This is a genomic window from Synechococcus sp. WH 7805, assembly GCF_000153285.1.
Classification (GTDB): Bacteria; Cyanobacteriota; Cyanobacteriia; order PCC-6307; family Cyanobiaceae; genus Synechococcus_C.
Genome location: NZ_CH724168.1, coordinates 2,330,377 through 2,348,117, shown reverse-complemented (window position 1 = coordinate 2,348,117; position 17,741 = coordinate 2,330,377). Strand labels below are relative to the sequence as shown.

Genomic DNA, 17,741 nt, shown 5'->3' with positions numbered 1-17,741 from the left:
ATGGCCAGCGAACCAGCGACGGCCACGAACGACGGCCTGGCCTCGTGGGCGGTGATCGAACCCAATCAGGGTGAAGTCCAGGGCTGGAGAGAGCGGATCGGGGCTTGGTGGGCAGAATTCAGCCTTCAAACGAAACTGTTGGCGGTGGCCACCCTGGTGGTGAGCCTGATGATGACGGGCATCACCTTCTTCGCGCTGAATGGCATCCAGCGCGATGCGGCGATGAACGATACCCGCTATGCCAGAGATCTCGGGCTGCTGCTGGCGGGCAATGTGAGCGAGCTGGTCGCCGAGGGTCGCGATCGGGAATTGGCCAATGTGGCCGAAACGTTCTGGCGATCAAGCCGAAGCCTCCGCTACATCTTTTTTGCAGACCCAGAGGGAATCGTCTACCTGGGGATCCCCATCAGCGGAAGCGATAGCGCTTCAGACGGTGATCTCCGACTCAATCGACGACTGGAACTGCCCGCAGAAATGCAGAACCGGCCCAAGAATCCACTGGTGCGGCAGCACATCACTCCCCAGGGTCTGGTCACCGACGTCTTCGTTCCACTGGTGGAGCAAAACCGCTATCTGGGTGTGCTGGCCTTGGGAGTCAATCCCAACGAAACGGCTCTGGCGAGTGCGGCTCTCACCCGGGAAGTGACTGTGGCCGTGTTCATCTCTATCTGGGTGCTGGTGATCCTGGGGGCCGTGTTCAATGCCCTCACGATCACCCGACCGGTGAAGGAGCTGCTTCGAGGCGTCCGGTCGATCGCCGATGGCGACTTCCGCGCTCGGATCGGACACCCCGTCGGCGGTGAGCTGGGAGAACTACTCGAGGGCTTCAACGCCATGGCCTCCCAGCTTCAGGTTTATGACGCGGCGAACATCGAGGAACTGCAGGCCGCGCAGGTGAAACAGGCATCCCTGATCGCCACCATGGCTGACGGCGCTGTTCTCTTGGACGGCGACGGACGCATCGTGCTGGCCAATCCAACGGCTCGGCGTCTGTTCCGTTGGGAAGGACGCAACCTCGAGGGACAGGACTTTCTCAACGAACTCCCCGAGCTCCTCGCCGTGGAGCTGCATGAGCCGATCGAGGCCGTGTCGAGCAACCGCACCGACACCAATGAGCTGCGCAGCAGCATCGGCGATCCACCGCGAACCCTCCGATTCGTTCTGCAAGCCGTGCGAGAACCCAGTGGAGAAACCCTGAAAGGTTTGGCGGTCACGATCCAGGATTTAACCCGCGAAGTGGAGTTAAACGCTGCTCAGAGCCGCTTTATCAGCAATGTGTCCCACGAACTGCGCACGCCCCTCTTCAACATCAAGAGCTACGTGGAAACCCTCCACGACATGGGGGATCAGCTCAGCGATGAAGACCGCCGCGACTTTCTCGGCATTGCCAACTCCGAGACCGATCGGCTGACGCGACTGGTAAATGATGTGCTCGATCTGTCGCGTTTGGAATCCAACCGCAGCGTCACCTTCACGCCGATTGAGCTGCGTCCTGGACTGGAGCAGACCCTGCGCAGTTATCAGCTCAATGCATCAGACAAGCAAGTGGATCTAAGCCTTGAAGCGGATCCGGACCTTCCCGACATTCTCGGCAACTGGGATCTGCTGCTCCAGGTCTTCGACAACCTTGTGGGCAATGCGCTCAAATTCAATCGCAAGGGCGGTCAGCTGTTGATCCGTGCCTACACCTGGCCGGACAGTTGCCAGATGACACCGCCTCAGCAGGAGAACGAGTGGCCAACATGCCCGCTCACGTCACCGCTTCCTCGCATGCGGGTGGAGATCTGCGACACCGGATACGGCATCAGTCCCGAAAATCAACAGCGCATCTTCGAACGTTTCTACCGGGTTGAGAATGCCGTTCATACAGAAGTTGGAACTGGTCTGGGGCTTTCGATCGTGCGCGGCATCCTTGAAAAACATGGAAGCGACGTGCGCATGGCCAGTGAACTCGATGTTGGCACCACCTTCTGGTTCGATCTGCCTCTAGCTCAGGAAGACCCCGAAGAAGTGCAGTGGAAGGCCGAACGGCAGCAGAAGCAGGATCCTTAATCAGGCATCTGGATCCACGCCACGGGCAATGCGTAAAAGCTCGCTGCGCTCATCAGTGGTCACCCGATGGGGAACACCGGAAATGATCCGCTCGAAATTGGAGAAGGAGTCTTTGATCTGAGGACCGTTGCCCGTGATCACGAATTCACGGATTCCTTTGTCATGCCACGATCCACGCATCTTGAACACGTTCAAGGCCCTGGCCATCTCGCCTCGGATTTCCACATATTGCAGCAGCAGAATCGTGTCGGTGATGGTGGAGATATGAGAATCAGTGATTGAGTGACTGCCCATGAATTCCTCCGATGTATTCGTGAAGAACCCTGCAATCTCCTCCTGTTTGGCATAACCAGTTACCCCGATCACAAACTGACGGAACGCGTTGTGGCTGACGCCACGAGCCAGGGCGGAGAGAGAATCGATCGCCATCCGTGATGGCTTGAACTGGCTGATCTCAGTCTTGATGATCTGCAGGTGATCCTCCAAACCGGTCGACTCGGGATAGGCACAGATGATCTTCAGCAGTCCGTCCTGCTCCATCTGCTCGAAGTCGATGCCCCAGCTTGTGGCGTTACGCAACAGCTGAGCGCGTGACTCCTCATAGGCGAACAGGATCGCCCGTTCTTTATTCCGACACGCATCCTCAATGAACTTCGAGACCAGCAGGGTTTTGCCGGTTCCGGTGGCACCAGTGGCAAGGATGATTGAGTCCTTGAAGAAACCACCCCCGCACATTTCATCCAGCCGCGGCACACCGGAACTGACCCGCACATTCGAAGAGCGCTGGGTGAGGCGCATCGCTCCGAGGGGGAAGATGCTGATGCCATGAGCTCCCATGGTGAATGGGAACTCGCCCTTCATGTGCGTTGTTCCCCTGAGCTTGAGGATCTCTACCGTGCGCCGGCGACGCTCGCCCTCAAGCACGTTGCGCAGAATCACCACATTGTCGGAGACGAACTCCTCCACGCCATACCGTGCAATCGGACCGTACTCATCGATCCGTTCCGTGGTCATCACCGTGGTGACGCCGATCTCTTTGAGACGGGCAATCAGACGGAAGATCTCGCGACGCACGACAAACACCGCGTCGTACTGCTGGAAAACCGCTGTGATCGAATCGATCGCCACCCGTTTGGCTTTGTATTTACGAATGGCGTAATTGATGCGTTCGATCAGACCGGAAAGATCGAAGCTTCCAGCCACATCCTGTCCATCGGGATCCGGTGATGCATCGAGGATGAAGAGTTTGTCCTGCTCCACCATCTCCTGCAAATTCCAACCAAAACTGGCGGCGTTACGCAAGATATCGAGGGGCGACTCCTCAAAGGTGACAAAAATGCCTGGCTCGTCAAAGTGAGCAATGCCGTTATGCAGAAAATGCAAAGAGAAAACGGTCTTACCAGTTCCTGACGTACCACTGATCAAGGTGCTGCGACCGATCGGCAGCCCGCCATGGCAGACATCATCAAACCCCTCAATCCCTGTTGGGAGCTTCTGAACCTGCATCTGTGGCGAACCACTGGAGCTGGAGATCTGCATGATGGCGAGCTTATGAGAAAACGCTAAATAGAAAAACGAAGCGGGCGGTCAGGCACACGGTCGGGCTTAAGAATCTGAATCTGTTGTGTCTGCGTCTTCCAACGCATCCATCAACGTCGACGTCAGGCTGTTGTCGGAAAGTTCGTCATAGAGAAGATCCAGACCAATCAGCACCCTCTCCCGGTCGGACAGATCGCCGATGATGCGGCGCACAGGGGGCGGCAGGATTTTGGAGAGGGTCGGGGTTGCCAAAATCTTGTCTTCTTCCGCCAACTGAGGATTCTTCAGCACATCAATCACCTTCAAGGCGTAGACACCCTTGAATTCGGTTTCAAGAATGTTGCGAAGGGTTTTCAGAGCTCGCATCGAGTTAGGCGTATTGCCGGCCACATACAGCTTGAGGATGTAGGTCTTGCGTGGGCTCATGGGGAAACCTGCGAATCCATCAGGGCTTGGCGGTACTCCGCTGATGTCGCCAAAGCAACCTCGGGGGGGATTGAGCGTCGATACATCTCACAGAGATGGGCCATGACGTCGAGCAAAGCGAGTCGATAGTCCTGGAGAAAATCGTTCTTGTGCCCTTCAAGTCTGAGTTGCTTCCAGAACTCGTCAATCAGATTCATGTGGATCTCCACAGTGCGGGTGATGGGAAGGTCGCCAAAGAAGGCCGTATTCACGAAACTCTCCAGAGCCTGGTTGGCAGCGGCGGGGTCCCGGAAGTAACTGATCAAAAGGTCGCGGTAAGTGCGCTGCAGCGACTGCACCAGCTCGCGCTGCTCCTCAGGAGGGAGATTGGCGAGAAAACGGGAGGGGTCCCGCTTGTAAAAAACACCCAGGTAGCCCAGACGCTCCTGAAGACGGCTCGAGAGCTTCCATGCACTGCTCTCTCCGGAGGGCTGTGTGTTCGCATCCGACCCATCCTCAGGTCTTGCTTCCTTCTGTCCCTGACGCAGAAAGCGCGAGATGGCGGCATCCACGTTGTAACCCAGTTGCTCAAGCTGATCCACTGGAAGATGCACCTCCTCCGGGTGGTAATCAACCCGGCCCATGAGTTCCCCAACCACCACAGCCGGGAAGAGCAGCCCTTCACGCCGCAGGCCTTCGCGGGTGCTCTCATCGAGAAGGGATTGTTCGATGACCACAGCATCCACTGCTTCACGCTGGTGCGACAGAACCTCCAGGAGTGCCTGACCCGAAGCGGTCTGCTGCAGATCCACGGGCTTGTATCGATTCACAGGCAGCCACTGCCTGCAGGCATCCACCAGCTCCTGAGTCGTGAGCAGCAAAGCGATCGTGAGTGCCGGACGGGCCATTCACCGCGCGAGGTCATGAGCTGAATCTTGACGAAAGGGGCTGCAAAGTCCGAAGATCTTTGTTTGTCTTTCGATTGCGGTTCAGGCCAAATCGGTTCTCCGAGCCTGACCGCGTCTTTTCGTTCATGGCCGAAACCAGTACCAGTCGATCCGACGCTCCCGACACCGGGGTCTATGCCATTGCCGAGGCCTCGGGCCAGCAATTTTGGCTTCAACCCAATCGTTACTACGACCTTGACCGACTTCAGGCTGAGGTCGATGCCACGATCACACTCGACAACGTGCTTTTAGTGAAGGACGCCAAGGGCACAACTCTTGGCAAGCCCTTTGTGAAAGATGCCAGCGTTGAACTCAAGGTGATGGCCCATCGCCGCGGGCCCAAGGTGATCGTCTACAAAATGCGCCCCAAGAAGAAAACACGTCGTAAGAATGGTCACAGGCAGGAGCTCACCCGGGTGATGGTTCAGTCCATTTCCGTTGGCGGCAAGGCCATCAGCTGATCAGAACCACCCTTCGCCCCACCCCCATTTCCCTTCCCACCCCATGGCACATAAGAAAGGCACAGGCTCAACCCGTAACGGACGCGATTCCAACTCCAAGCGTCTTGGCGTAAAGGCCTACGGCGGAGAAACCGTTACGGCAGGTTCGATTTTGATCCGTCAGCGCGGCACCTCCGTTCTTCCAGGTGTGAATGTCGGCCAAGGCAAGGACGACACCCTCTTTGCGTTGACTGATGGGGTGGTGAAGTTCGAAACCATTCGCCGCGGCCTTCGCAATCGCAAACGGATCAACGTGGCCACCGCAGTCGGTTGAACCGCGCTGTTTCTTTAATGATGTTGAGATGAGTGCAAGCCCTGTTTCAGGGTTATGACCATCCCAAGAACCGTGAGCCCCAGGACGATTGCCGTTCTGGGGCTTGGTTCATGGAGAAGATGAACAACTTCCAGGGGTAGCGCTAGCGCGAAGACCACCACCAAAAGCCACTCCCCCCAATGCCGGCCTGTGCATGTGGCCCATGCAGCCATCAGGATCAGTCCCGAATACACCGCCGAAGCAACCGCCAGCCGTATCAGGCGGGTCGGCCCAAGAAGGCTTCCTTGTTCCGCCATGCCGGAAAGGAGCTCCCGATCCGCCTGTGCCCAGGATTGGGCAAAGTCCGAGAGTTCGGCGTAGTTGTTGATCCCAAACAACGCAGCAAGGCTGATCATCAGAAGCACAAGCGCGAGAACAACTTTCTTCAGAACAATCAGCTTGATGAGCCAACGCCCTTGCCCCCTCGGCTGCGCCACCGGCCTCCTCAGATGTCCAGCGGACGGTAGACCCTCGTTGTAATCAGCAGAGGGTGAAACACCTCCAGGAAATTGGCCTGCAGACAGCGGAAGAAGCTGTCCACCAAGCCTGGATCATCGAAGTGGAAGGGATATTCACCATCGTGCCCCTTAAAGAAATACCAGTTCAAAACAGCGCGGCCTCCGGCCTTAAGCCGGCGATGAAACTCCATCAACTGAGCGGCTGGGTCGGGCAGATGCTCAAGGACATCCAGGCAAACGACCGTGTCGAAAGTCTGGCCTGGAAGGCTGTCGAGGTCGCGATGCACCGACAGCCGATCCGAAAGGCCAAGCGCTGCAGCGCGTTGCGCAACAAACGCCCGGTTTTGGGGGTTGAGGTCCACGAACCACACATGCCGCACGTCACTCAACCCAGCGGCAGCAAGCGCATGGGTGCCGATGCCTCCACCGAAATCCAGCACATCTCCAGTGGCGAACTGCTGCTGCAGCCGCAGGGTGTCGGCGATGTAGTCAGCGCTGCTGAGATGCCAAGCCGCCAGCTCTAACAGGTGACCTGTCCCCACCGTGTCCTCATAGAACATCTCCGCATGCTTGGGATCGAAGGCGCCTGGATGCATGGCAGCCAGATCTTCCTTGCTCTGAGGAAGCCGGAGTTCCACCTCATCGGTTGAAAGCGAAAGGTAGGCAGCAAGGTGGTCCTTCACCGAAAAGCCGCTGGCCAGAAACGCCTGGAGATCGACGGCCTCTGAAGCAATCACTGGCTGCATGACCTGCGTACTGATGTCGGCAAACTTACGTGCAAGCCGGGTGCCACAGTCAGGTGCTTGCACTGTCTCTGCCCGCTTGTTGACTGCGCCCATTGGCTTCGCCGTAATCGACAAGCCGCCTGGCCTCACCTCTCACGCCTGCGTCGCCCGGATCCGGCGCCTGCTCAACATTCGGCGAGTTGGCCATGGCGGCACCTTGGATCCTGCCGTAACCGGGGTGCTGCCGATTGCCGTGGGTCAGGCCACACGATTGCTGCCCTATCTCCCGGGAGAGAAGACCTACCGGGGGGTGATCCAACTGGGCATCACCACCAGCACCGATGACCTTGAAGGAGAGGTGATGAATCGCCAGACCTGTCCGGATCTGAGCATCGACCAGCTGGAGATGGCACTGGCCTTGTTTCGAGGTCCAATCCAACAGCGCCCACCCCAGGTGTCAGCTGTTCACGTTGATGGAGAACGCGCTCATGCCAGAGCACGGCGTGGCGAACACATGGATCTGCCGGAACGTGCCATCACGATTCACAATCTGAACCTCCTCAACTGGGCCCCGGAACAGGCCCAGCTGAGCGTTGAAGTGCACTGTTCAGCAGGGACTTATATCCGTTCACTGGCAAGGGACCTGGGGATGAACCTGGGCTGCGGAGGCTGCCTAGCCAGCCTGCGCCGCACCCAGGCACTGGGTTTTCAAGAGTCCCAGGCGGTTCCCCTACCGGAGCGGCCAGGCCCTGGAGCGGCTCCTGAAGATCCAGAGGCCCTCCCCCTACTTCCCCCGGAGGCCGCCCTTCAGCACCTGCCTCAGCGCCGGCTGTCAGCCGGTGAGCAGGAGGACTGGAGCTGTGGTCGCAGGATCATGCCTGGTGCCGACAGCGAAAGCGATGCGGTCGTGGTGCTCAGCGACGACGGGCGCATGCTCGGCGTGGGGTTACCGGATGAGACCGGTGGGTTGCGACCGAAAGTGGTGTTCGAAGCCAGAGGCTGAGAAGAAGGCGAGTCGGTACGGTGCTGTGCCAGAGATGGACGCCAACGCATCCGATGGCTGGCCACAGCAAATGGTCCCAGATCAAACGCACCAAAGCGGTGGTGGATGCCAAGCGAGGCGCAGTCTTCACTCGGATCGGTCGCGAGATCACCGTTGCGGCCAGACAGGGTGCTGACCCCGATGGCAACTTCCAACTCAGAACAGCCATTGCCAAGGCAAGGGCCGCTGGCGTCCCGGCCGGCAACATCGAACGGGCCATCGCCAAGGGATCCGGGCAAGGCGGAGAGGCCATCAAGTTGGAATCCATCCGCTACGAGGGATATGGCCCCGGCGGTGTTGCCGTGCTGGTGGAAGCCCTCAGCGACAACCGCAATCGCACAGCAGCTGAACTACGCCTCGCCTTCAGCAAACACGGCGGAAATCTCGGCGAAAACGGATGCGTCAGCTATCTGTTTCAGCATCGCAGTGAGGTGAGGATCCAGGCAGATTCTGGAAGCGAGGAAGCTCTTCTGGAAAACCTGTTAAGCCTCGAGGCCGATGGCTACGAGCTCAGCGACGACAACCAGGCCCTGGTTCACGGTCCCTTCGAGGTCCTTGAATCCCTGCAAAGTGGACTCAGACAGCAGGGCTGGCAGGTTCAGGAATGGACCCACGCATGGCATCCCCTCACGCAGGTAAGCCCACAGGATGCAGACACCATCCGGCAATGCCTCAAGCTGCTGGAGGCACTGGAAGAACTGGATGATGTATCCAGTGTCAGCGCCAATCTGGAAATCGACGACTCCATGGAGATCGACTGACACAGCAAACTTCAGAGTGACCTGACCGGCAGCCCGATGAGAGACTGAAATGACTCCAAGGGCCAAAGCGAGTTGAATCCAACAACCATCAGACGATTCATCTTGACTCTGATCACTGGATACCTAGCGATCTACGGAGTCAGACAAATCCCTTACGACTTCCCCAATGAATGGGGAGTCATCATTCCTGTACTCATCGTTGTTTATATCATCACAACATGGATCGATGGATTGATCTTCAAGGATGAGACGCCGGAATCGACTCCAGCCACGGTAAAAAAGAAAAAAAGCAAAAAAGCCCAAAAGAAATCGACTGGATTTGGCGACTAAGCTCAAAACAAGAGCGAAAATCACTCGGAAAACAAACCAAATCACAAAGGCTTAAAAGACCTGGGCAGCGATCTACCTAAAGCGACAGGTGCTCGAGACAATCACCACAGATTCATATGCATTCGACCTCTCACCAGTGAAGTTGCGGGCAGGCTTTTGATCAACACTGTGAACGATTGGATGCTGTTTTTGACAGAGAAACAATCAGTGATGAGCCTGCTCATCAGGCGCTCCCCAACCTCCGCCTCCAGGCGTTTCGATCAGCAAACGATCCTCCGGTCTCACCTCAAGCTGGGCACACCCCTGAAGCTGTTCGCATGAACCATTCGCGCGCGTGAGAACCGCACAACCAGCGGCACCATCTCCTCCACCCTCGAGCCCAAACGGTGCCACCAACCGTGAGCCCGACAACAGCGCCGCTGTCATCGGTTCCAGGAATCTGAATTCCCGCACTAGACCATCACCCCCTGGCCAGCGACCGGCACCGCCACTGCCGGGGCGGAATCCAAACCGTTCCAGCCTCACGGGAAACCGTTGTTCAAGAATTTCAGGATCCGTGAGCCTTGAGTTGGTCATGTGGGTCTGCACTCCACAGGATCCAGGGAAACCCGGGCCCGCACCACCGCCCCCTGCGATCGTTTCGTAGTACTGCCGACGCCCATCACCAAAGGTGAGGTTGTTCATGGTGCCCTGAGCCGCCGCCATGGCACCCACGGAGGCGAATAGGAGGTTGCAGAGCGCCTGGGAGGTTTCCACATTCCCCGCCACCACAGCAGCAGGCGACTGGGGATTGAGCAGACACCCCTCCGGCACCACCAACGTCAGGGGCTGAAAACAACCGGCATTGAGGGGGATCGGCTCCTCCACCAGACAGCGCAGCACATAAAGCACGGCGGCCTTGGTCACCGCCAGCGGAGCATGAAAGTTGTGATCGCCTTGCAGAGAGCTGCCGCTGAAATCCAACACCGCTTGGCATCGGTGCCGTTGCACCCGCAAAGCCAGACGCAACCAGGCCCCGTTATCAAGCTGCACCTCGCAGTTGCGGTCTTGCAAACGATCGATCAAGCGGCGAACGGTACTGGCTGCATGGTCCTGAACATGCTGGAGATAGAGATCCACACGAGCCCTCCCTTCAGCCTGAAGAAGTGTTTCGAGCAGCTGCACTCCGAGGTGGTTCGCCGCCACCTGAGCCTGCAGATCAGCCCAGAGCAGGTCTGGAGCCCTCGGGGGGATGGGCTGATGGCGCAACAGCTCGCCCCAACCTCTTTCATCAGGAACACCCTGCCTCACCAACCACCAATTGCGCACCAGCAGGCCCTCCTCGCTAATCCGCCGGCTGAACGGTGGCATCGAACCTGGGGTTAGACCTCCCACATCAGCGTGATGCCCGCGGCAGGCCACAAAGGCGAACGGCGCGTCCTGCCGATCGGAATACACCGGTGTGATGGCGGTGATATCAGGCAGATGGGTGCCACCGTGGAAGGGGTCATTGCTGATGATCGTGTCGCCCGCGAGCAGAGCAGGGCGTTCGCCTCGGCGCACCTGCAGCAGCAGATCCGCCACCGCATCGCCCATTGAGCCGAGGTGCACAGGAATATGCGGGGCATTGGCCACCAGGGCACCCTCCCCATCGAACAGGGCGCAGGAAAAATCAAGCCGTTCGCGGATGTTCACCGAGCGGCTGGTTTGACGGAGCCGCTCTCCCATCCGTTCCGCGATCTGCATGAAACGGTGATGGAACAGGCTCAGATCCACAGGATCGGGCCCCTGGTCGAAGGAAGGCACGCGACGCGCGCCGACAGGCATCGTCGCAGCCACTGGCACCGCCCCGTTCATCTCCAGCAACAGACTGCCGTTCTGCAATCTTCGAGCTGACCAGCCAGGCTCCAACACGGTTCCAGCCGTGGGATCAAGAATCAATGCCGGACCCTCCAGGCATCGATCCACTGGAAGTTGCAGCCGTTGCACCACCGGAACGGCACACCATCCGCTCTGCGGCCAATGCACTATGGCCGAATCAGGAACGCTGGCGAGATGGCCGGCATGCTCAGAACAAGCTTCACGGCCCTGCGCCGGGAGCTCCGCCGCAGCCAGCACCTCCACTTCGATCCGCTCAACCACCAACCGAGTGTCTGGGGATGGGGCATAGCCGAAGCGCTGCTGATGCGCCTGGGCAAAGGCTGTCAACAGATCCTCCAGGGAGGGCTGTTGCGGAGGAGGCTCATGAGCGATGAGCAGTCCCTGCTCCGCGGCCACATCCCGCAGTTCTAGGTGGATCCGCTGCTCCCCCACCGCCACGGAACAACCGCACACCTGCTCCAGGGCAGCGTGAGCCAAGGCCAGCTGTTCTGCGACAAGCGCTGACAACCGAGTCAAGCAGGAGCCATCGAGGGGCTCGCGAACCGCTGCCTGACGCAGCTGACGCGGACGGGCCTGACCAATCCCATAGGCCGAGAGCACCCCGGCCAGGGGGTGCAGCAACACCTGGCGCAGCCCAAGGGCTGTTGCCACGCGGCAGGCCAACTGGCCGGCCGCACCGCCGTAGGCAACCAGGACGCCCCCGCGGATGTCATGACCGCGGAACAGAGACACCTGACGGATGGCTGCCGCCATGGCCTCAACCGCGAGGTCGAGGGCCCCCTCCGCCAAAACCTCCGGTGTTCGCTGCAGCGATTCAGCCAGAACAGCGAACTTCTTCTGCGCGATCTCCAGGTTCGGATGGGCATCCCGGTTCGGCCCGAACACCGCCGGGAAGGCCTGAGCCTGTAGCCGGCCCAGCAGCAGATGAGCATCGGTGATGGTGAGGGGGCCACCCCTGCCATAACAAGCAGGGCCTGGATCCGCTCCTGCCGAGCGGGGCCCCACCAGCACCCGGTCGCCATCGTCGTGGATGATCGAGCCTCCCCCGGCAGCCACCGTGTGAATCGGCAATCGGGATGCCGTGAGCAGCAAACCGGCGATCTCCGTTTCGGGGCTGCGGTCCCAGTCGCGATCGGCCGCCCCCGCCGGCAGGCAGAACACATCGGTGCTCGTGCCTCCCATATCCACGCCAACCAGGGGGAGATGCCCCACACCGGCCTGTTGGGCCGCGGCCACAGCACCGACCATGCCGCCCGCCGGCCCAGACAGGATGGTGTCTTTGGCCAGCAGAGACGTTGGAGCCTGCAGGCCTCCACTGGAGGTCATCACCCGCAGCCGGGGGTGTCCCTGCAGCGCAGCCTGCACCTGGTTGAGATAGGTCACCAAAACCGGCCGCACAGCAGCTTCCACCAGGGTGGTTTGCCCCCTGGGAACCAGGCGGGGCAGAGGGCTCACCTGGTGGGAACAGATCACCGTCTCAAAGCCAGCGGCGAGCACGGCCTCCGCCAGAGCCTGTTCATGGGCAGGCGTCCGCCAGGCATGCATCAAGGCGATGGCACAACTGCGCAGACCCGCCAGACGATGGGCACGCAACCGGCTGATGAGAGCAGCATCGATCACCAGCGGCTCCAGCTCGGTCCCCGCCGCATCCAAACGTCCAGACACCTCCTCAACCTCCGCGATCAGGGAGGGAGACAGAGGAATCTCCAAAGCGAAGAGATCCCGTCTGTGCTGATCACCGATGCGCAGCAGGTCGGCCAGGCCCTTGTTCGTGAGCAAAAGCACTGGCTCCCCCTTGCCCTCAAGCAGGGCATTGGTGGCCACGGTGGTTCCCAGTCGCAGCTCCTCGATGCCTGATGTGAAATCAAGGCTGTCCATCTCCATGAGCGACTGGATCGCATCCACCGCCGGATCACCCTCCTTACCAGGCTGCACCGAGAGCACCTTGCGGACGATCAGCCCTCCGTCAGGCCGGCGTGCCACCACATCGGTGAAGGTGCCGCCGCGGTCAATCGAGAACTGCCAGCGGGTCAAGGTGCCGAAAGACGGGAATGGGCGGCATCATCCACCCACAGGTGCACCTGTGGGTGCTGCTGAAGCCAGCTGGCGGGAACCTGGCCAGTGCTGGGCTCCAACAGAGCCGTCCGCAGAATTTCCGCCTTGGCGCTGCCCGTCACGATCAGATGAATCACCTTGGCACTGAGAATCTCCTGCAGCCCGAGCGTGATCGCCTGCTTTGGCACGGCCTCGGAATCACCGCCGAAGGCCTCAGCGTTCTGAATCCTGGTCGCTGCCTGCAAGGTCACAACGCGGCACGGGCTGTCGAACCCTGAGGGCGGCTCGTTGAAACCCACATGGCCATTGCTGCCAAGGCCAAGAAGCTGAAGCCCGATCCCGCCGGCCTGGCGCAGCGCCGTGCTGTAGCGACGGGCCTCCGAGCTTGGATCGCAGGCCATACCGTCAGGAATCCTGACCCGATCGGTCGGCAGATCCAGGGGCCCCGCCAGGTGGGTCTGCATGTAAGCCGTGAAACTCCGCGGATCTCCGGCCTGCAGACCGACGTATTCATCGAGATTGAAACTGCACCAATGGTCCCGCAGCCACTGCAGATGCAGCGCGGGCCATGCCCTGAGCCGCTCACAGAGCACCGCATAGAGGGGCTCCATCGTGCGGCCGGTGGCCAGTCCCAGGGGGCAGAACTGTTGCTGCTGAACACACGTTTGCAGGAAAGCGTCCAGAGCATCCACCACAACCGCCATTAGCGCAGCGGGATCCTGGCGGCGCTGAACCGAAATGGATGGGGGAAGCTGCGGCACAGATGGGGCGGGGATCAACCCCACCAGGCTGGCTCCGATCCAGGGCTGAATGCCAGCGATGGATCATCGCCAGGCCGGTAGGGACGAATTTGCACCCCTCGGTAGTAGTGAAGAAGGATCTGGCGGAAATCAGCCCCTTGCTCTGCCAGCCCGTGGGCACCCCACTGGCTCATGCCCACGCCGTGCCCATACCCCTGTCCCCGCGCTTCAAGCACCAGGCGGCCTGAACGAACAAGGCTGCTCGAACGCACAAGGCGGCTCGGTCGGTCGAGGCTGCTGCGAGGCGTCTGCAGAGGTGGCGGTGGCGGTGGCGGTGGCAGTGGCAGTGGCGTCAGCCCCGGATCCGCAGGTTCAATGGAGCCGGTGGCCGAATCGCTCCAGAGGCCGATCAGAGCTGGCGGCTCGCGGGACGGCTCGGAATCCGACGGAATCTCCGGAGAACGCTGCATGTCGGCATCGCGAACCATGTCGAAGCGCACCATCGTGCTTTTGAGGCCGAGCCGCCGACGCAGCTCACGCCCTGACAGCACCAACGACCCACGCGGCCCCTTAATTCGAGCCGAACGCACCCGTCCGGTGGAGCTTGTGCTGAGAACACGTACACCCTCCACTCCACCGGTCTCCTTGAAGAGCCGTTGAAGATCGCTGACGTCGAACCGCTTGTTCCAACGGTGAACAGGACTGTGGTTGTCGTGATCCCGAACGCTCACCAGATAAGGGAGTTGTTGACGCCACACTTCGCCGCTGGGCTCGGTGGCGCCCCCCGAGCTGCTGTGGAACACCGCATTGATCAGACGCCCCCCATGCACAAGAACTAGGGATCGGGTGGTCTTCACGGCTTCCAGGGTGCGTGGCGTCTCCGATTCGATGCCTTTGTACACCTGGCTGGCAACGGTGGCTTTCACATCGAAGTCGCCCTTTTTACCCCGCTGCCGCAGGGCGTAGGTACGTGCGGCAACCGCCTGGGCCTGCAGTGCTGCGAGCGGCCAACCGGTTGGCATCTCGCTGCCCACCACACTGGGCAAATAAGTTTCGATGCCCAGCCGGTTGATGGCCATCACGCGACCGCCCCGGGGCAGAAGCACCACATCACCGCGATAGCGCCGCTTGCCAAGCCAGAACCCCCGCGGATCTTCCGTGGACACGCGGACGGATGGGGCCTGACCCAGGCCATCCAGGACAAGTGAACCTCCACGGAGGCTGACCGACAACCTCTGCAGGGAGCGTTCCCGACCGCCGAGCCCACGCACCAGGAGCGGCACCGCATCGTCGGCCCTGAGATGAAGGGACTGTCCCTCTGCCACAAGAACCCGCATCATCGGCTCCTGAGCGGTCACCGCTGCCCGCGGCTCGCTGACAAGGGCGACCACGGCAAGGGGAGCCAGCCATGCGGCTCTGAGCCCTGGCCGAAGAATGGAGACGAACGTCAGCACTCCAGAAACAGATGGGCGCCCAGTGTGCCCCTCCCGCCGAGGGTGGGCCAGGCCTCCGTGGCAGATTGGCCATTGAGCCCGCTCCGCCGTGCAGGTCACCTTTCTCGGCACCAGTTCCGGAGTTCCGACCCGCGCCCGCAATGTGTCTGCAGTGGCGCTGCGACTGCCCCAACGGTCGGAGCTCTGGTTGTTTGACTGTGGTGAAGGCACCCAGCATCAGTTCCTACGCAGCGACCTACGTCTTTCGCAGCTGCGCAGGGTGTTCATTACCCACATGCACGGCGATCACGTGTTCGGGCTGCCGGGACTGCTGGCCAGCCTGGGGCTAAGCGGCAGCAGCTCAGGGGTTGATCTTTATGGACCGGACCCCCTGGATGCCTACCTGCAGGGCGTGCTGCGAACCAGTTCCACGCGCATCGGCTACCCGCTGGCCGTGCATCCAGTGCGCGGAGCTGCAGAAGCCGGACGGATCGTCTTCGAAGACGACGACCTGCAGGTACGCGCCACACCACTGCATCACCGGGTCCCCGCCTATGCCTACCGGGTGGATCAGAAGCCCCGTGCAGGCCGGTTTGACGTGGCCAGGGCCCGCGATCTGAACATCTCGCCAGGGCCTGTTTATGCCGCTCTGAAGCGCGGCGAAACTGTCACTCTCGACGATGGCCGCAGCATTGACGGTCGCGACCTGTGCGGCCCCCAACGTCGCGGAGCAAGCGTGGTCTATTGCACCGACACCGTGTTCTGCGAAGCCGCCGTGGAGCTGGCACGAGGGGCGGATCTCCTGATTCATGAATCAACGTTTTCCCATGCCGAGGCGGAGATGGCTTTTCAACGCCAGCACTCCACCAGCACCATGGCGGCGCAAACGGCAGCTGAGGCGGGTGTCAGCCAGTTGGTGCTCACCCACCTCAGCCCCCGTTATGCCCCTGGGAATGCTGTCACTGCTAACGATCTTCTTGCCGAAGCCCAGGCGATTTTCCCAGCCACGGTTCTTGCCAAAGACTTCCTGTCGATCGACGTAACCCCGTCAATGGAGCCCTGGAGCTGCAACAGTTCGTGATCGCCTGAGCGGGATTGCCCACGAGAGGATCCCACCCCGTGATACAAGAGCGTTGTGCGCTGTCTTCACCAGTCTCCGGCATTCTTCATGGCCTCTTTTCTCCTCAACTTGCGTCGCTCCCTGAGCCGACTGCTGATCGTGCTGTCGGCCTTCGCCGTCCTGGTGATCGGCACCCCTGCCCAGGCCGCTTCGTGGGACGCAGAGACCTTGACGGTTCCTGCAGACTCCGAGGGCAGCACAGTCACCTTCACTGAGCAACAGGTCAAAGCCGGGCGCAAGGTGTTCAACACCAGCTGCGGAACCTGTCATGCCGGTGGTATCACCAAGACCAACCACAATGTTGGCCTCGACCCCGAGACCCTCGCCTTGGCCACACCAGCCCGGGACAATGTGGCAGCCCTGATTGACTACCTCCAGGATCCGACCTCTTACGACGGTGAATACAGCATTGCCGACCTACACCCCAGCATGCGCAGCCGCGATCTCTATCCCGCTATGCGCGACCTCACGGATGAGGATCTCAGGTTGATGTCGGCCTACATCCTCGTGGCCCCGAAAGTGCTCGGAGCAGAGTGGGGCGGCGGCAAGATTTACTTCTGATCAACACACCAAGCCCGCCAAAGGCGGGCTTTTTTAGTGCCTCGGTTCAGCCGGGTTTGATAACGGGCACTGATTGGAGGAGTCGAAGGAGCGGGGATGGCGGCTGTACCACCATTCCTGCAGGCTCGCCGTGAAACGCATGGAAAAGAGCGTCAGCACGGTGACAGTGGGTCTGGAACCGGGCTGGAGCAGCTCAACCGCGTAGGAGGGACAACGACGGGAGGCAAGGTCGGGAACAAAACGACGGCCCACCCGACGCCAACTCGGCTCCTTGCTGCGCCACACGAGACGACAGCAGGGCCAGGGAAGCTCATTGCGATCGAACAGACGGCAGCAAGGTCCGATCACCCTGAAGCTGTACTGGCCGCCAGGACTGGTGTGCACAGTGCCGTGGGCAAGGAGACCATCAACTTCAGGTCGCAAGGGAGTAGCAGAGGTAGCGGAGGACATCCTTCGATCGGCCAGACACGCACCACCCTGCCAACAAAAAGCCACCCCTGGGGGGTGGCGAATGACTCTCTGGTTAGAGAGAGCTGATGATTGCGGAGAGGCTCAATAGAGCTCTTCTTCTGCGTGGGTCTTGATGGTGCAATCAGAGGTGGGGTAAGCCACGCAGGTCAGAACGAAACCAGCTTCGATCTGGTCGTCGTCCAGGAAGCTCTGATCCGACTGATCAACGGTGCCAGCAGTGATTTTGCCAGCACAGGTGGAGCAGGCGCCGGCGCGGCAGGAGTAGGGCAGGTCGATGCCCTGCTCTTCAGCGGCATCGAGGATGTACTGATCGTCGGGAACCTCGATGGTCTTGTTGAGACCTTCGCTCTCGCTGACCAGAGTGACCTTGTAAGAAGCCATGGATGGATGAAGTGTGCAGAGACCCGAATCAATCGGACTCGCAGGACC

At 60.3% G+C, this 17,741-nt stretch carries 18 protein-coding genes; 8 read left to right on the top strand and 10 right to left on the bottom strand.

What is annotated here, in order from left to right:
* Entirely contained in the window at nt 1-2,052 is a 2,052-nt protein-coding gene (locus WH7805_RS11895) for a HAMP domain-containing sensor histidine kinase (RefSeq protein ID WP_006043363.1), read from the top strand.
* Here WH7805_RS11895 and kaiC read toward each other — a convergent pair whose 3' ends face one another.
* The 3 genes from kaiC to WH7805_RS11880 form a co-directional block, all read right to left on the bottom strand.
* On the bottom strand, nt 2,053-3,591 hold the full coding sequence (gene kaiC, locus WH7805_RS11890) for a circadian clock protein KaiC (RefSeq protein ID WP_006043362.1): 1,539 nt from the start codon (nt 3,589-3,591) through the stop codon (nt 2,053-2,055).
* Between the two features lie 66 nt (nt 3,592-3,657).
* Nucleotides 3,658-4,017, bottom strand: a complete 360-nt coding sequence (gene kaiB / locus WH7805_RS11885) for a circadian clock protein KaiB (protein ID WP_006043361.1) — start codon at nt 4,015-4,017, stop codon at nt 3,658-3,660.
* Nucleotides 4,014-4,904, bottom strand: coding sequence for a circadian clock protein KaiA (locus WH7805_RS11880; protein WP_006043360.1), 891 nt, complete (start codon nt 4,902-4,904; stop codon nt 4,014-4,016). The genes kaiB and WH7805_RS11880 overlap by 4 nt, the downstream gene beginning before the upstream one ends.
* A gap of 125 nt (nt 4,905-5,029) precedes the next feature.
* On the opposite strand from WH7805_RS11880, the gene rplU reads away from it, so the two are divergent.
* Together rplU and rpmA are read left to right on the top strand one after the other, a co-directional pair.
* A complete protein-coding gene (gene rplU, locus WH7805_RS11875) occupies nt 5,030-5,404 on the top strand; it encodes a 50S ribosomal protein L21 (protein WP_006043359.1) in 375 nt (124 codons plus the stop codon).
* 43 nt (nt 5,405-5,447) lie between these two features.
* Nucleotides 5,448-5,717, top strand: a complete 270-nt coding sequence (gene rpmA / locus WH7805_RS11870; protein WP_006043358.1) for a 50S ribosomal protein L27 — start codon at nt 5,448-5,450, stop codon at nt 5,715-5,717.
* 14 nt (nt 5,718-5,731) lie between these two features.
* Here rpmA and WH7805_RS11865 read toward each other — a convergent pair whose 3' ends face one another.
* Nucleotides 5,732-6,193 (bottom strand): DUF2127 domain-containing protein, encoded by a 462-nt coding sequence (locus WH7805_RS11865; RefSeq protein ID WP_006043357.1) that lies wholly within the window; start codon nt 6,191-6,193, stop codon nt 5,732-5,734.
* An 8-nt stretch (nt 6,194-6,201) separates the two neighbouring features.
* Nucleotides 6,202-6,960: a bifunctional 2-polyprenyl-6-hydroxyphenol methylase/3-demethylubiquinol 3-O-methyltransferase UbiG gene (locus WH7805_RS11860; protein ID WP_006043356.1), complete on the bottom strand. Its 759-nt coding sequence runs from the start codon at nt 6,958-6,960 to the stop codon at nt 6,202-6,204.
* 79 nt (nt 6,961-7,039) lie between these two features.
* Here WH7805_RS11860 and truB point away from each other — a divergent pair, with 79 nt between their 5' ends.
* From truB to WH7805_RS11845, 3 genes are all read left to right on the top strand, one after another.
* Nucleotides 7,040-7,942 (top strand): tRNA pseudouridine(55) synthase TruB, encoded by a 903-nt coding sequence (truB, locus tag WH7805_RS11855; RefSeq protein ID WP_038005460.1) that lies wholly within the window; start codon nt 7,040-7,042, stop codon nt 7,940-7,942.
* Nucleotides 7,943-7,995: 53 nt separating this feature from the next.
* Complete coding sequence (locus WH7805_RS11850; protein ID WP_006043353.1) at nt 7,996-8,742, top strand: YebC/PmpR family DNA-binding transcriptional regulator; 747 nt, start codon at nt 7,996-7,998, stop codon at nt 8,740-8,742.
* 102 nt (nt 8,743-8,844) lie between these two features.
* Nucleotides 8,845-9,072, top strand: a complete 228-nt coding sequence (locus tag WH7805_RS11845; RefSeq protein ID WP_006043352.1) for a hypothetical protein — start codon at nt 8,845-8,847, stop codon at nt 9,070-9,072.
* A gap of 204 nt (nt 9,073-9,276) precedes the next feature.
* Here WH7805_RS11845 and WH7805_RS11840 read toward each other — a convergent pair whose 3' ends face one another.
* Genes WH7805_RS11840 through WH7805_RS11830 form a run of 3 tightly spaced genes read right to left on the bottom strand, consistent with a single transcriptional unit; the run spans nt 9,277 to nt 15,181 of the window.
* A complete protein-coding gene (locus WH7805_RS11840) occupies nt 9,277-12,966 on the bottom strand; it encodes a hydantoinase B/oxoprolinase family protein (protein WP_006043351.1) in 3,690 nt (1,229 codons plus the stop codon).
* Nucleotides 12,963-13,772 (bottom strand): glucosamine-6-phosphate deaminase, encoded by an 810-nt coding sequence (locus WH7805_RS11835; RefSeq protein WP_006043350.1) that lies wholly within the window; start codon nt 13,770-13,772, stop codon nt 12,963-12,965. Before WH7805_RS11835 ends, WH7805_RS11840 begins: the two co-directional genes overlap by 4 nt.
* On the bottom strand, nt 13,763-15,181 hold the full coding sequence (locus WH7805_RS11830; protein WP_006043349.1) for a SpoIID/LytB domain-containing protein: 1,419 nt from the start codon (nt 15,179-15,181) through the stop codon (nt 13,763-13,765). Before WH7805_RS11830 ends, WH7805_RS11835 begins: the two co-directional genes overlap by 10 nt.
* Nucleotides 15,182-15,269: 88 nt before the next feature.
* Between WH7805_RS11830 and rnz the strand changes: the two genes are divergently transcribed.
* Nucleotides 15,270-16,241 carry a ribonuclease Z gene (gene rnz / locus WH7805_RS11825; RefSeq protein WP_006043348.1) on the top strand — a complete coding sequence of 324 codons (972 nt, stop codon included), beginning with the start codon at nt 15,270-15,272 and terminating at the stop codon, nt 16,239-16,241.
* An 87-nt stretch (nt 16,242-16,328) separates the two neighbouring features.
* The gene (psbV, locus tag WH7805_RS11820) at nt 16,329-16,841 is read left to right on the top strand and encodes a photosystem II cytochrome c-550 (RefSeq protein ID WP_006043347.1); all 513 of its coding nucleotides are present in this window, start codon (nt 16,329-16,331) and stop codon (nt 16,839-16,841) included.
* Nucleotides 16,842-16,874: 33 nt separating this feature from the next.
* Here the strand turns inward: psbV and WH7805_RS11815 are convergent, their stop codons facing one another.
* Nucleotides 16,875-17,291, bottom strand: coding sequence for a hypothetical protein (locus WH7805_RS11815; protein WP_038004709.1), 417 nt, complete (start codon nt 17,289-17,291; stop codon nt 16,875-16,877).
* 102 nt (nt 17,292-17,393) lie between these two features.
* Nucleotides 17,394-17,693, bottom strand: coding sequence for a ferredoxin (locus tag WH7805_RS11810; protein ID WP_006043345.1), 300 nt, complete (start codon nt 17,691-17,693; stop codon nt 17,394-17,396).
* Nucleotides 17,694-17,741 lie beyond the last annotated feature (48 nt).

Bases quoted from the DNA above. Each gene is read 5' to 3' on its own strand.
- WH7805_RS11850 (WP_006043353.1), top strand. From the start codon at position 7,996: ATGGCTGGCCACAGCAAATGGTCCCAGATCAAACGCACCAAAGCGGTG.
- WH7805_RS11880 (WP_006043360.1), bottom strand. From the start codon at position 4,904: ATGGCCCGTCCGGCACTCACGATCGCTTTGCTGCTCACGACTCAGGAG.
- kaiB (WP_006043361.1), bottom strand. From the start codon at position 4,017: ATGAGCCCACGCAAGACCTACATCCTCAAGCTGTATGTGGCCGGCAAT.
- kaiC (WP_006043362.1), bottom strand. From the start codon at position 3,591: ATGCAGATCTCCAGCTCCAGTGGTTCGCCACAGATGCAGGTTCAGAAG.
- WH7805_RS11815 (WP_038004709.1), bottom strand. From the start codon at position 17,291: ATGTCCTCCGCTACCTCTGCTACTCCCTTGCGACCTGAAGTTGATGGT.
- rpmA (WP_006043358.1), top strand. From the start codon at position 5,448: ATGGCACATAAGAAAGGCACAGGCTCAACCCGTAACGGACGCGATTCC.
- WH7805_RS11895 (WP_006043363.1), top strand. From the start codon at position 1: ATGGCCAGCGAACCAGCGACGGCCACGAACGACGGCCTGGCCTCGTGG.
- WH7805_RS11810 (WP_006043345.1), bottom strand. From the start codon at position 17,693: ATGGCTTCTTACAAGGTCACTCTGGTCAGCGAGAGCGAAGGTCTCAAC.
- WH7805_RS11860 (WP_006043356.1), bottom strand. From the start codon at position 6,960: ATGCAGCCAGTGATTGCTTCAGAGGCCGTCGATCTCCAGGCGTTTCTG.
- rplU (WP_006043359.1), top strand. From the start codon at position 5,030: ATGGCCGAAACCAGTACCAGTCGATCCGACGCTCCCGACACCGGGGTC.
- psbV (WP_006043347.1), top strand. From the start codon at position 16,329: ATGGCCTCTTTTCTCCTCAACTTGCGTCGCTCCCTGAGCCGACTGCTG.